Annotated in this window: 6 protein-coding genes and 1 pseudogene; 2 read left to right on the forward strand and 5 right to left on the reverse strand. The window is 69.7% G+C overall.

What is annotated here, in order from left to right; translation table 11 throughout:
• Positions 1-702 precede the first annotated feature (702 nt).
• Positions 703-2,700, forward strand: a complete 1,998-nt coding sequence (locus ACZ68L_RS45280) for a sacsin N-terminal ATP-binding-like domain-containing protein (RefSeq protein ID WP_469590476.1) — start codon at positions 703-705, stop codon at positions 2,698-2,700.
• A 3,082-nt stretch (positions 2,701-5,782) separates the two neighbouring features.
• Positions 5,783-6,127, forward strand: coding sequence for a protein NO VEIN domain-containing protein (locus ACZ68L_RS45285; RefSeq protein ID WP_469590490.1), 345 nt, complete (start codon positions 5,783-5,785; stop codon positions 6,125-6,127).
• Between the two features lie 519 nt (positions 6,128-6,646).
• Here the strand turns inward: ACZ68L_RS45285 and ACZ68L_RS45290 are convergent.
• From ACZ68L_RS45290 to ACZ68L_RS45310, 5 genes and pseudogenes are all read right to left on the reverse strand, one after another.
• On the reverse strand, positions 6,647-8,806 hold the full coding sequence (locus ACZ68L_RS45290; protein WP_469590479.1) for a cellulose binding domain-containing protein: 2,160 nt from the start codon (positions 8,804-8,806) through the stop codon (positions 6,647-6,649).
• 576 nt (positions 8,807-9,382) lie between these two features.
• A complete protein-coding gene (locus ACZ68L_RS45295; RefSeq protein ID WP_469590482.1) occupies positions 9,383-10,147 on the reverse strand; it encodes a hypothetical protein in 765 nt (254 codons plus the stop codon).
• 106 nt (positions 10,148-10,253) lie between these two features.
• Positions 10,254-11,864, reverse strand: coding sequence for an IS1182 family transposase (locus ACZ68L_RS45300; RefSeq protein ID WP_469590485.1), 1,611 nt, complete (start codon positions 11,862-11,864; stop codon positions 10,254-10,256).
• A gap of 253 nt (positions 11,865-12,117) precedes the next feature.
• On the reverse strand, positions 12,118-12,456 hold the full coding sequence (locus tag ACZ68L_RS45305; RefSeq protein WP_469590488.1) for a thioredoxin family protein: 339 nt from the start codon (positions 12,454-12,456) through the stop codon (positions 12,118-12,120).
• Between the two features lie 138 nt (positions 12,457-12,594).
• A pseudogene (locus tag ACZ68L_RS45310) lies at positions 12,595-12,783 on the reverse strand (IS1380 family transposase); the annotation flags it as partial.
• Positions 12,784-13,830 lie beyond the last annotated feature (1,047 nt).

Raw genomic sequence — 13,830 nt, forward strand, 5'->3', positions numbered from 1 at the left:
GCCTGCCTGCCGCAGCGTGACCCAGGCCCCCGCCCGACCCCTCCACGCCCTGACGCGCCCTCAATCGATCAACACCCCACCAACGTGACAACGCCGGGCGGAGAGCTGGGCGGCCTCTCCGACGGCTGCCTGGACGCGCGTGGTGGTGCGCATGGTGTCTTCCCCGTTCGTGGGTCTCCAGGCTGGTGACGGCGACGCCGTGACGGTGGGCCAGGAGGGCGGAGTCCCCGTCGGCGCGGGCGACGTCCACGCCGGTCTTCCAGCTTCGGGCGGCCGGCCTGGTCCCACTCGTGCCACCGCTCCACGGCGGCCTCCGCCCACGCCGACGGGATGACGGAGTCCTCGTCCGAGGGGTGGAACTCGCCCTCCACGCGGTTGGCGTACATGGCGGAGTCCCGGCCCCACTGGCGGGAGATCCGGCCGGCTCGTAGTCCTTGTCCGAGTGCAGCTTCGCCGACCTTCGCCGCCGTGGGCCGCGGCGGGAGCGGATGAGTGGCGTGATCCGCAGGTTGCCGGTGATCATTGTGTGAGTCGAGTCCCCCACCACCACACGACCATCATCAACTATCAAGGGCTCAACGTCTCACCGCCAACCGTGTACCAGCTCGTAAGGTTCGAGGCGCTCCACACGTGGTCCCTCGCGCCCCGCGATGTCAGTGCGGCGGGATACCGTCCTCTTCACGCTGAGGTGAGGGGAGGACCATGGCGAGGAACGCCCGGGCCGAGCAGCTGCGGGAGTACGGCCGGTCCGTGCTGGAGGGGGCCCGTTCGGAGCAAGTTCTGCGTATGGCACGGCAGGTGAACGCCGTGTCGTATACGAGCGCGCGGGAGTACGCCGGCCGTTCGCTCTTCGAGTTGCTGCAGAACGGCTACGACGCGCATCCGAGGGACCGCCGCGACGGACGGATCCATGTCCTGCTGGACGAGGCGGAGGGCGAGTGGGGGACGTTGTACGTCGCCAACGGCGGCACGCCCTTCACCTGGCGGAACGTTGAGCGGATCTACAAGCTTGCCCAGAGCTCGAAGGAGATCGGCGAGGGCATTGGGAACAAGGGCGTCGGGTTCCGCAGCATCCTGCTGATCAGCGACGCGCCCGAGATCTATAGCGCTGACCCCGATAGCCCGCTCGGCTCGGAACTGGATGGGTACTGCTTCCGCTTCGCGCAGAGGGCCGACGTGGAGGAGTTCCTTGGCGGTGAGGACAACGCCCACGAGGTAGCCGCCACGTATCCGCCATTGCAGGCACCTCTGCCGCTGGACGATGTGCCCGCGACCTGTCGGCAACTCGCTGCCCAGGGGTACGTCACCGTCGTCCGGCTGCCCTTGCTGAGCGAGGCCGCCCGGACCGAGGTCCGGTTGCGGATGCGTGAGCTCGCGGGGGCGAAGGTACCCGTGATGCTGTTCCTCGACCGGCTCGATGGCCTGACGCTGGAACGGCGGGCCGCGGGTGAGGCGGGCGAATTGGACGACCGCCAAGAGGCGCATGAGCGGCACGAGCTGACCCGCTCCGAGGAGTGCTTCGCGGTGGCGCAGGATGGCGCCGGGCACGGACTCGCCGTCTCCTGCGCGACCGTGGATCTGGGGCCGTCCGGCACCTTCTTGGTGGCCCGGAGCACCGTCGAGAAGGAACGGCTGAACAGCACGCTCGCCGAGGCCGTGGGCTCCGGGCTCCTCGACGACACGTGGCAGGAGTGGAAGCGGTCCGCCGTCGTCGAGGTCGCACTCCCGCTGCCCGCCCCGCGCCGACCGCTGCACGGGCAGATCTACACCTTCCTGCCGATGGGCGAGGACCAGGCCGCGCCCTTCCCTGGGCACGCGAACGCCCCGTTCTTCACCAAGTTCGACCGCACCGGGATCCCCTCCGACAACCCCCTCAACGTTCTGCTGCTCGATGCGGTCGCCGAGACCTGTCTGGCGGCCGCTGCGGTATTGCGCGCCTCGCCCGAGCCGTCCATGCGGCAGCTGGCCGTGGACCTGGTGAGCTGGGAGAACAAGAAGGAGTCGGTGGGGCGGCTCAGCGCGGCGGCTCTGCGCGTGCATGGGAGCGAACTGGCCGACGTACCGCTCGTGCCCGTCCTCGCCGCGGACGGCGCCCCGCCGGCGGCGGGCTGGGCGCCGCCCCGGGGCGCCGCCCTGTGGCCGGACCTCGACCTGACGGTCCTCACGGCACACCGCGCGCACGAGGCCGGAATCGTGGTGGCGGATCCCGAGATCGGCAGCGACCGGCTGAAACGGCTGGCCACCCTGTGCCGCGCCCTCGCGTGCCCGTGGGAGCCGGCCCCGGAGCTCCTCGCCGACCACGTGGAGCGGATCGTCGGGTCCCTTCCGCTCCCCAGGTCCGGTGAGTCCCCCAACGAGTGGAGCGCGCTGTACGAGGACCTGGCCGCCCTCTTCGAGGACCACGGGCGGGTCCTGCATGACAGGCGGTTGCTGCTCGCGGAGGACTGCACGCTGCGGCATACCAACCGCCCCCCCCGGCAGGGCGGGTACGGCCACGAGCACATGTGCACAGAGCAAGCCGAGTGGTCAGGGTGCCCGTCGGGAGGCGTTCTTCCAGCCGGTGCGCACGGAGGCGAACCGGGCCAAGGGCCCGTCCGTCCCCTCCCTGCTCGGCAGGCGGTTGTTCTGCCTGCACCCGGGGCTGGTCTGGAAGGACCGCGGCGAGCGTACGCGTGGGCGTTCCGCCCGCGTCTTCCTTGAAGAGGAGGAGCTTGTCCGGCCATACGACACGAAGGGCCTGCTGGACCACGCACGGCAGCAACTCAACGCGAGCACCGATCTCCGACTGCGGCTCCGGACGCTGCGGTTCGTCTTCCGGCTGTGGCAGGCTCGGCGTTCGCTGGACGGGACGGAGGTCTCCTCGCTCGGACTGTACGTGCTGTCGGCGGACGGTCGGATGATCAGGGCGAGCAACGCCGTTTTCGGCCGGGGCTGGGGCCGTGAGTCCGTCGGTGAGGACCTGGCGGCGGTGGTCGCCGCCGGGCAGGACGTGTCGAAGAGCCTCAAGGCGATTGCTGGACGCCTCCTCGCCGCCCCCGAGGAGTTCGCCAAGGGGGACGCGACCGCTGCTGAGGAGTGGCGGGCGTTCCTGAAGGAAGCCGGGGTGGCCGACGGGCTGGTCCCGGTCAGCTCCCCCGACGCCTTGCGCCGAGTAGACCAAGGGCAAAACCTCACCGCTCGGCAGCTGGTCCACATGGCGAAGGTGTCTGCCGAGGTGCAGGAGCAGTGGGAGCCGCACGTCCGCAACTGGTCCCGTGCCTATTACCCCCGGACGCCGTACTGGGGCACTCCCGCCTGGCAACTCCCTGGCCAGGACGTCGTCGGACGCCTCGGCCAGGAGGCCCGGCTGGCGTACGCACGGCTCGTCCTGCACGGCCTGGCCGACTGGAAAGACACGAGTTTCACCAGCGTCTGGACCAGTGCCGGCAGCCAGAGCTCCCCGGACACGGAATGTGTCCCGACCCCGCTCGGCACCTTCGTCCGCGAGCAGCCGTGGCTCCCAGTGCGGGGCCGCGACCGGGCCGTCCGGTTCGTCCGGCCGGCCGACGCCTGGCATTGCCCGTCCGGGCTGGAGGAGGAGCCCTCGTACGCACCCACTGTCGACCATCGGCTGCGCCACCTCCTGGAACGTGGGAAGGCGGGCGCCCGGCTGCGGGAGATGGGGCTGCCGACCTGGGGCAACTCCTGGGACAGCAATCGCCTCATCGCCGCGCTGGGACGGCTTGCGGCGGAGGGCGCACTAGGGACGGAGGACCGGCCCGCTGCGCAGCGCGCCAACGAACGCGCCTGGAGGTACCTCGTACTGCAGCCACATCCCGCACTACCCGAGGGCGCCAGTCTGCTCGCCGAGTCCGGGGACCGGCTGATCAGCGTACCGCTGTCCGACCTGGACGGCGGGGCGACCGATGGCGATGGCGATGCCGTGCTCTACGTCAGCGGTGAACGCGACGGTCTGACAGCCCTGCTGGTACGGGAGATGGGGTGCCCCCTGCTGACCATTCCGGATGTCTCCGCGGAGGCCGCCGAGCTGCTGGCGGCCGAACACCCCGCCACCGTCCGGCACACCGACGACCTGGTGTTCACAGTGACCGTGGACGGCGCACGCGTGGACCCCGTGGCCATGGGAGAGCCGATGGTCGAGCAACTGCCTTGGCTCACGCTGGCCGTGGCCGTCCTCGCCGACCATCTGGCGCGCGGCCCCCGGGCGAGCGAGGCCGAGCTGAGCGAGCTGACGTCCCTGGTCCGGAGCGTACGCCTGCACCGCTACCACTCCTGGGACATCGAGCTCGACGGTCGACCCGTGACGTTGCCGGGCCGCCTCGGCGGAGTGCTACCGCTGCCCGATCCGAAGCATCCGCTCGTCCTCGCCCCGGCAGGCGAGCCGGGCTGGCCCGAGACCACCCGCATCGTGGTAGCGGTCGCCGAGTTGCTGGGGCGGCGGGAGTTCAGCGACCGGCTGCGTCTCGCCGCCCACCAGCTCGCCTCCCGCCACGCTGACTTGCACGACCCGGGCCAGGAGGAGCTCGCCGACGCCCTGGAAGTCACGATCCACCAGGTCAAGGAGACGAGCCGCCGGATCGACGGAGCCATCGGTGTGGTCTTGGAGCGCTGTCGGCCCTTCCTCGTCCACCTACTCGGCACAGAGGCGGCGAACTCGCTGCTCCTGCCGCCGCCGGGTGACACCCGGGAGTTTCAGGCTCAACTCGAGAACTACGCCGCCGAGCTCCCGGTACCCGTATCCGAGTTCATCGACAGGGCTCGCGCGGCGCGCGGTACAGACGAACTGCGGCGTGACCTGGGCATCGGATTCGCCGAGCTAAACGACACCCTGCGCGCGATGCACCCGCCCCTGGAACCGGTCAGCCACGCCGACGAGCACAAGGAGGCGCTCCGCACCTACCTGGACCCGCGCAAGAAGGAGCTCGTTAACCGGCTGCGCTGGGCGGTGCTGGAGGACTTCGACGCGCGCCGTCCGATGCCCGACTGGCCCTCGGTTAAAGCCCTGGGCTGGATCACCGCGCCGGAGGCTTGGGCGTACACCGTGGACACGGCCGACACGGGGAGCCTGGAGGCGCACGTGGAGGAGCAGCTGGCGCTGCGACTTGGCCGCCCGGTGCCGTTGCCCCGTTCGGGCGAACGCCTGCCCGCCCCCGACCAGGTGCGCCCCGCGAACCTCCGTACGATCAGCGGTCTGGCCGCCGACCTCGCGGTCCTGGTCAGGGCAGCCGGACGCCCGCTGCCCGCGGCCCTGACCGGAGGTGAGCCAGCCGAGGAGGTCACCGCGCGGCTGGAGGCCGCGGGCGCGCTGGACTTCCGTTCCCTGTCCCCCGCCGACGTCGTCGGCTGGCTGGCGGTCCTCGGCCAGTGGCCCGACGGCATGGCGGTGGCAACGGATCCTGAACAACACGGGCTGTCCGGTGCCGACCTAGAGCGGGTGCGCAACGCGGCGGAGCACGAGCGCCGCGAACAGGAGCGAAAGCGGCGGTCGATTTCCGTCGGCGGCCGCGACTTCGAGGTGTCCTCCGGCGACTACACCGCCCTCACCCGCGAACTCGACCAGGCCCTGCAGAGTGGCTCGGCGCCGGGCATCACTGCCGCCGGGCCGCTCCGCTTCACGGATCCCCGTTCCCAAACCGGGCGCATCAAGGCGACTGGTCACACGCGTGGGCGGCGGTACGGGGGCGGCATGGACAGCGGGCTGACAACGGCCCAGCGGGAGGCCATCGGGTATGTGGGCGAGTGGTACGCGTACCAGTGGCTGTGTGCGCGCTACCCGGACCGCATGGACGAGACCGGCTGGGTGTCGGGCAACCGCCGCAAAGCCTTCCCCGGCCCGTCCGGCGACGACGGTCTCGGCTTCGACTTCCGGGTCGGCTCCGGCAGCCGACCCTATCTGTACGAGGTGAAGGCGACCGCGAGTGAAGGCGGTCGCTTCGAGCTGGGAGAGAGCGAGGTCCGCGCAGCCCGCCAGCATGCGGGCAACGACCGCTGGCGCCTCCTAGTGGTCACCCAGGTCCTCACCCCGCACAAGGTTGCCATCCAGATGCTCCCCAACCCATACGGAAAGCGCGGCCGGGGCCGCTACCGAGAGGAGGGCGGGGCACTGCGTTTCTCGTACCTGCTGTGACCGTGACGTTCAACCCCAGCGCGAGATGAGTCGAACCTGTACGTCACGGTCAGAACTTTACGAGACGGATCTGGTAGCAGTCGCTGCACATGCCCATAGGCGGTAGATCGCGTCTCGTGGGGTCCAGCGCGGTCCAGGTGGGACGCATAGGGCCAGGTCAGCTCACTGTGGCCCAGGCGCGTCTACGCAGTTGGTGAGACGCGTGTGAGAGAAACACCCCCGCTGGCTGGTGCCAGCGGGGGTTCACCGCGAGCGGGGGGCGCGCTGGAATGCCACCCCGCTCCGTCCCGCTACGCAGTTGCGACGAGGCGGAGAAATCGACCGTTCAAGGTCCCGGGGCTGAGTGCCCGATGGCGCGCTGGGAGGCTGGTGGCCCGTGTTACCCGAGAATGGGCGCATGGCTCCTTCCGTCTAACTGGGAGAACAGCACCGGCCGGCTCGACGCCCGCCTCCTCTGGGGTGCGGGCGACGATCCTCACGCGCGCCTGCGGCCCGGTGGGCCGGGCCGCAGGCGGTGGGTCAGGAGGTTCGGCAGATTGTTCCGTTGAGGGTGAACGCCGTCGGGGCGGGGTTGGCGCCGTCGTTGGCTCCGACGAAGCCGAAGGTGGCGGTGGAGCCGCCGCGCGGGGCCAGCTCGGCGTTGGTGCCGTTGTCGGTCACATGGACGCGCGTGCCCGACCCGGTGACGTTCGCGTTCCAGGAGCTTTGCACGGACTGGCCGGTGGACGGCCAGGTGAAGTCCAGGGTCCAGCCGTTGACCGGGGCGTCACCGACGTTGGAGACGCTGACGGTGGCGACGAATCCGTTGCCCCAGCCGCTGTCGACCCGGTAGTTGACCAGGCAGCTGCTGTCGCGCGGAGCCGTGGTGGCGAAGGTCAGCGGCTCGGAGGGGCGCGAGAGGCGGCCGTCGGCGTCCCGGGCCAGGACGTTGACCGTGTGCTCGGAGCCCGTCGGCAGGTTGTGCAGCGTTGCCGAGGTGGAGGTCGAGGTGGTGAGCAACTGGGTGTTGGTGCCCAGCCGTTCGTACACCTCGTAGCGCACCGCCTTGCCGTTCGCGGGGGCGGTCCAGCTCACCGTTGCGGTCGAGCTGTTCACGGCGGTGGTCCTCGGTGAGCCGGGCGCGCCGACCGAGGCCGCGGCGGCGTGCGGGGCGACGGTGATCGTGGTGATCGAGTACGGCGGCAGCACCTGGTCTCCCCCGGTGGTGGAGGCCACCCGGGTGATATCGGTGTCGCCGCGGCCGTACCGGTGCACGACCGGTGCCTGCGTGGTTGGGGTGTAGCCGGCGTAACTAATTTCTGCGGTGCGGGAGTTCAGCGGGTCCTTGTTGATCAGCATCACGCTCAGCGTGCCGTCGGCCCGGAGCACGGCGTGCACGGACACCTGGTCGCTGTCGGTGGAGGAAGCGACCATCGTGTCGCCGGGACGGCCCAGCTGGGTCAGCGACTTGAGGCCGTAATACGGGTGGAACGGCGTGTTTACGGTCGGCTGGCAGACGTCGCCGACGCAGCCGCCGCTGGAGAGCAGGCCGAAGTCGTTGAAGTCGGTGTCGCCGTCCACCGTCTCCACCTTGGTGGGCCCGTTGTGGACGTTCCACCAGTCGACGTTGAAGACGCCGTTCTCCAGCGCCGTCATGTAGGTGTCCGCGGCGAACAGGCCGTTGGGGCGGCTGTTCATCTGGACGTTGGAGTTGACCTCGGTGAGCGCGATGCCGATCCTCGGCGAGCGTTCCCCGGCGTACCGGTCGATTTGCCTGCGGACCTCGCGGAGTTGTCCGGGCAGCCGGGCGGTCCGGTCCAGGGCGTCGTCGGCGGTGGCGCCGCCCGGGTAGGAGTGCACGATGGCGAAGTCGATCGTCCCGGCGACCGCGGACAGCACGGTGTGGTTCCAGTCGGCCGAGTCGCCCGGGCCGGTGATGCCGTCCGGCCAGTCGCCCGGCGTGGTCAGCACGGCGCCGATCTTGATCGTCGGGTCGACGGCCTTCATCGCTCCGGCGTAGGCGAGGACGTTGCGGACGTACTCGCGCGGGCTCTTGTCCGGGTGGTCGTCGGCCTCCCAGCCGCTGCCGTAGTGGCCGTTGCCGTAGATCTCGTTGCCGATCTCCCAGTACTTAGCCCCATAGCCGCGGGTGACGTTGGCGTACCGGACCCAGTCGGCGGCCTCCTGCGGGGTGCCGGTGCCGTAGTTGGCGATGATCAGCGGCTGGGAGCCGGAGGCGCGGACGCTGCCCATGAACTCGTCGAAGGTGGTGCCGGGAGCCACGTAGCCGCCCGGGGCGGTGTGGTCCTTCCAGTGGTAGATGTCGCCGTAGGAGCCGCCCGGGTAGCGCATCATGCCGACACCCGCCTCGCCCAGAAGGCCGGTCACCTCGGGGTCGTTCATGTGCGAGTCCCAGAGCGCGTGGTTGACCCCGAACGCCGCCTTGTCGATCGTGCCGAGCCCCACCCCCGCGTTGACGGAGACCTCGACGGCCGACGCCTCGTCGGCGGCCGTAGCCGCTGCGGCCGGGTCCGCGGTGGCCCGGCCGGTCGCGGCGGGTGCCGGGGGAGCGGCGGCGAGGGCGGCGACCGTGGCCAGGGCGCAGACGAGCGCTGCGGCGGGGCCTCTGCCCGCGGTTCGTCCGGCCCCGCGGGCCGGCCGGCCTAACCGGCCGGTGGCAGGGAGGTATGCGAGCGGCATGACGTGTCCTCCTCGGGCGAGCGCCGCGTCGGCCGGCAGGACGCCCGGTGTGAGTGGTCGATGGATGCCATAGGTGCGGCACGTGTGGGAGCGCTCCCACGATGATGCAGGGCAGGCATGACCGCGTCAATGGCGCGGACGAGGGTATCCCGGTCTCCCGCCACCCGTGCCGCCGCGGCGAGCCGTTCGGCCTCCGCGTGCCACCAGGCGGGCAGAGGCGGGCCGGTGACGCGGGCGGCCGGCTGGTCCGGGCGCAGGCCCAGCCGGCGCAGGGCCTCGGGGTGGACGCGGATCGCGGATCCCGGCCACGCAACTCCGGGCGCCTGCCTCCTCGTCAGGGCCGGGGCACCGGAGGAGGTCCAGACGGATCTCCTCGGCGCCGAACGGAATCCAGTCGATGCCGCGCTCGCGCAGTGCAGCGCTGAGGGCCGCCGTCGGACGCGGGGCGCCGGTGGCGTCCGGTGTGCGGCGACGAGGATCCACGTCTCCTCTGGGCGGCGTCGACTCTGGTTGGGGCGTTGACTATGGCCGCTACCAGGGGATGTCCTGGACGCTGCCTCCGCTGGAGGCCGGCGATCACTGTGCACTCCCCGTGGCGGCAGCCTGGGCCCCGGCCGCTGACGAGAGCGCGAACACCGGGTACGCCGTCATGCCCTCGCCAACGCTGCTGCTGAACCAGTCACCTCCGAGGAGCGACGGCTGCCGCGATGAGCCGGCGCATCTCCTGGCCGACCTGTCCGTCTGCGTACGGCTCTGTTTCGTCGTGGAGTTCCACCAGACGGTCGGCGACGCACCAGCAGCCGGCGCACACGCCGCGCGGAGAGGTCCGCCGCCCTCATCAACGAAGCCCTCACCCTCCGACGGGAACACCGCGTGCGCAGCAGGACCTTCGATCATCTCGGGATCGCCCGCGCCCACATCGCTGCCTGCGAGATCGATGAGCCCCACAGGAAAACCGACCGGGCGCTCAACCTTTTCGGAGTGATCAGCTCGCATCAACCTCAACGACAGCGAACGGGCCGCCGACCACGCCCAGGACGTCCTGACCGCATCACCACCGCCGACGAGCCCGCACACATAGCGTTCTTCGACTCCGCCGAACTCTGCGCCACTCTGGGCATCGCCCACCAGATCGCCGCGAAGAACAGCACACTTGAAGCCCGCTTCGACGCCATCCTGGGCAAGGTGGCGGCGCGCACCGTACTGCGCGAGCGCGACGAGGTCGAGGGTGTCCTCGTAGTGGCTGAGATGGGACATATGGCGGGCCATGCACTGGAGATGCGCGCCGAGCGGCTTGTCGGCGCCTTCGGCTGCGGCGTGCAGGGCGGCGACGAAGCTCATCCACACAGCGACAACGGTGCCACCCCTACCCCTGACCGGTGAAAACGCAGTCATCAGAATCGACAACAGCCTCTCAGCTTGACTCTGTCGGGGATCTTGGACGAGGTCAGGTGCCGAGAGTGCGCCAGGACTTTGGCCGAGGTAACCCCTGCTGGTCCAAGAAGGTCTGAAAAGCGGTCGGCGGTCTCGGTGAGGAGGCAGCCTCGGTCGCTGACCGGCTGCTGAGCCGTTCGATGTTCACGGCGATGGCGGTGAGTACGTGTTGCAGGTGGGCTTTTGGTTGTCCTCGGTAGCGGCACCGGCGCATGCCGTGTCCGTGGGCGAACTCGTTGATGGTGCCCTCGACTCCGGAGCGGACCGCGTAGCGGGCCTTCCAGTCGGGTGTCTGCTGCTCAGCACGGACTCGGAGTTGCAGGTCGCGGAGTTCGCGTGGCGGAAAGCCCACGGTCCGGGCGCTGTCTGCGGTGGTGGTGCAATGGGTGCGAGCCGGGCAGGGGCGGCACTGGCTCTTGGTGAACCGGGCCACGATCAGCGGTGCCGCGGTGGGTGAGGAGGTCGGGTAGGGGCCGTGCCAGCCCGCGCTGACCTGGCCCTGGGGGCAGGTGACCTGTCGGCGGTCGAAGTCGATGTGGAAGTCGTCCCGGTCGAAGCCTTCATTCTTTCGGTGCTGGCGGGTGGGGTTGCCTGGCAGTGGCCCGGTGACAGTGATCTGGTGTTCGCGGGCGGCTCGTTCCACGTGGACCAGGGAGGTGTAGCCGCCGTCGACGAGGTGTTCAGCGGGCGTCAACCTCCGACGGGCCAGGCGGGTGTGGATGCCGGGCAGAGCCTGGCCGTCGTTGGTGGCGGCCGAGGTGGTGGCCACGTCGGTGATGACGTTGGCACTGCCGGTGGTGCACGTCTCGGTGAGATGAGCGGCGAAGCCCTTCCAGCGGATGATGTGCCCGTGGCGGACGTAGCGTGCCGTGGTGTCGTAGGGAGAGACGATCGCCAACGAGGAGGGTGGCAGTCCGCCGTCCTCCTTGGTGCGCCAGCTCAGGCGTCCTGCCGCGTCGCGGCAGTAGTTCTGGACGGTGATCTGCCGAAGTGCCCGGGCCGCTGGGCCGGGGTGGTAGCTGGAAGTGTCCTGGTTGAGGCGCTCCAACAGCTGGCAGGCGTCGTTGCCTGCGGCCAGGATCCGGGTCTTGGGCCGGGTGGGGTTCTTGCCCAGGCGGACCGGGCGGCCATAACGGCGTCCCCATTCCTCGTCGACCAGGTCGACAAGCAAGTGTCCGGCTGTGCGGGCTACTTCTTCGAGCGCGGCACGGACCGCCTCGGTGACGAGTTCCAGCCGGGTCAGGTCGCGCACCGCGGCCACGACATGGGTGGAGTCGGTGCGCTGCGTAGTGCGCTCGCTTACCAGCCCTGCCCCTTTCAGGCGGGCGAGTGCCAGGTCGAGGAGGCGGTCCGCCCTGCCGTCTTCGGTGAGGCGCTCGCGGAAGTCGGCGAGCACGCTGTGGTGGAAGCCGGGATCGTCCAGCTCCAAGGCCATGGCGTACTTGAAATCGATGCGGCAGCGGACTGCCTCCGCTGCCTGCCGGTCCGACATGCCCATCAGGAACTGCAGAACGCAGACGGTGGCCAGTTGGGCCGGCGAAAGCCCGGGGCGTCCGTCACGCGGGTACCAGCCCGCGAAGTCCTCGTCGCACCACAGCCCGTCCAGCCGGTCTCTCACCCACATCGCCGTCGTACCGCCTGGGTTGCTTGCCCGGGCGATTCGCGCGGTCAGAGAAGGGACTTGCTCACCGTAACGGGGGCGGAGCGACAACGGACACCTCGGTTGCTGCATCGGTCTTCGGAACAGCCCCGAGCATGCCCACTGATCACGCAGGCGCACTGGAAAACTCCAAGATCCCCGACAGAGTCAAGCTCAGGCGGCGCAGCTCCCATGGACGAGACGTGACGGGCGCCACGGCCATGTCCGCGGCGGCCGCTCAGAGGTGGCCGTCCAGGAACGTCCGAATCTCGGTGATGGTCATAGGCCCCGTACCGTGCGCCACCGCCTTTCCTTCCTTCAGCAGCACATAGGACGGGGCTCCGGTGATCTCGTATCGCTTGGTCGCGGCCGGACAACGCGTGATGTCGGCGCGGACGGCCGTCAGGCGGCCCGTGTAGTCGTCGGCGATGTCATTCACGACGAGGTCCATCACCCGGCAGGGCTCGATTGCCTTGGGCCATGTCCCGGTGAAGTATGCGAGGACCGGAACTCTGCTCATCCCGAGGATGAAATTGAACTCGGCATCCTCACGAGGTCGGTGAACCCGCTTCGCCATGGAATCTCCTCACCTCACGTTCCGTCATTCCATCCCCATCATCCCTTGCGCGGTGTACCAGGCGATCGAGCAGGCCGACCTCGCGCTCGCAATGGGCACGGCCAGGGCGAGTTCGTCGGGACGGGCCGTTGCTGCTGGTCATCCAGGGCTCGGGAGTGCGTCGAGTCGCTGGATCGCGCCTGTGATCACGCCGGTCCAGGGCCAGTGGTGGGTGAATCTCAGGTGCCGGAGGCGGGCGGTGGTGACGAGCTGGACGGCGGCGGAGAACAGTCGCAGCCGCAGGCGGCGGGGCTCCCAGAGTCTCGGCTTGCCGGTCAGGGCAAGCATCGTTCGCTCGGTGTGGCTGGCCGCCGCTGAGGGCCAAACGGAGGCGTTCGGGCGGGGTGTAGTCGAAACGAGGGATCGTGATCCAGGAGTGCTTCCGGGCCTCGGCGAGTTCCTTGTCGGTCGCGACATGCTCGGCCAGGTGCTGCTCCTGGAGAACGACGAACCCCACCGTGAGCCCTTGCGCGGTGATGGTGAAGTGGGGAGACGCACTGCGGCGGCGGTGAGACGGGGGTGCAGAGCCCGGCCGTCCCACCGAGCAGGCGTGTCCTTCGGACTCGGTGGCGGTGATCAGTGCCTGGATGAGCCGTAGGGCACGTGCTTGGACGGGCTTGGTCAGGCCCAGCGATCGGGATTCGTTCTGCATGGCCCGGACCACGCTGTGCGGCCGAGTGAGCCGGGAGGGGACAGGGTCGAGGACCGCAAGGCGCCAGGCGGGGGTGTCGACGAGCTTGATCTCGTATCCGTCACGGCACCAGCCTCCGTGCAGCTCCTTTGCCTTCGGGAGCCGTGTCGATCTGCGAGCGGCCGCGATCCGGGACGGCCAGTTCACAGAGTCACGGCCGGTGGTGGTCTTGACGATCCGGCCACCGGCGTCCGCGAGCTCCTGCAGCAGCTGTTCCGTGAACGTCACGCGATTCTGCTGGGGAGGACTTGGCTTTCGCTCGACGGCCGGAGCGTCTTGTGTCCGGGGTGACGAGCGTTGTGGAGTGGTGGCCTTGGTCATGCGCGGGCGCGACCCCGGGGGAGGGTACGTGTCGTGGGAGAGGTAGTGCTGGCCTGCACTCGTCAGGACGACGTTCCACTGCCCGCCTTTCCGGGAGACCGTGACCAGGCCCCGGTTCTGTAATGCCTGGCAGGTGGTCTTGTAGGAGCTTGTCTCCCACACGTCCTCAGGACATCCCGCTCCCACCCACTCCAGCACCGAGAGCTGCCGCTCATTGACCGGAAGTTTTGTCCCGTCCCATTCGACCTTCTCGCCAGGCACGTCGGTGACCAGGGGATAGGCAAATCACGGTGAACACGGCAGCTCACGAAATCCCAGGAGAC

Source organism: Streptomyces sp. NPDC104309 (assembly GCF_055584025.1).

Bases quoted from the DNA above. Each gene is read 5' to 3' on its own strand.
- ACZ68L_RS45300 (WP_469590485.1), bottom strand. From the start codon at position 11,864: ATGTGGGTGAGAGACCGGCTGGACGGGCTGTGGTGCGACGAGGACTTC.
- ACZ68L_RS45280 (WP_469590476.1), top strand. From the start codon at position 703: ATGGCGAGGAACGCCCGGGCCGAGCAGCTGCGGGAGTACGGCCGGTCC.
- ACZ68L_RS45285 (WP_469590490.1), top strand. From the start codon at position 5,783: ATGGACGAGACCGGCTGGGTGTCGGGCAACCGCCGCAAAGCCTTCCCC.
- ACZ68L_RS45290 (WP_469590479.1), bottom strand. From the start codon at position 8,806: ATGCCGCTCGCATACCTCCCTGCCACCGGCCGGTTAGGCCGGCCGGCC.
- ACZ68L_RS45305 (WP_469590488.1), bottom strand. From the start codon at position 12,456: ATGGCGAAGCGGGTTCACCGACCTCGTGAGGATGCCGAGTTCAATTTC.
- ACZ68L_RS45295 (WP_469590482.1), bottom strand. From the start codon at position 10,147: ATGAGCTTCGTCGCCGCCCTGCACGCCGCAGCCGAAGGCGCCGACAAG.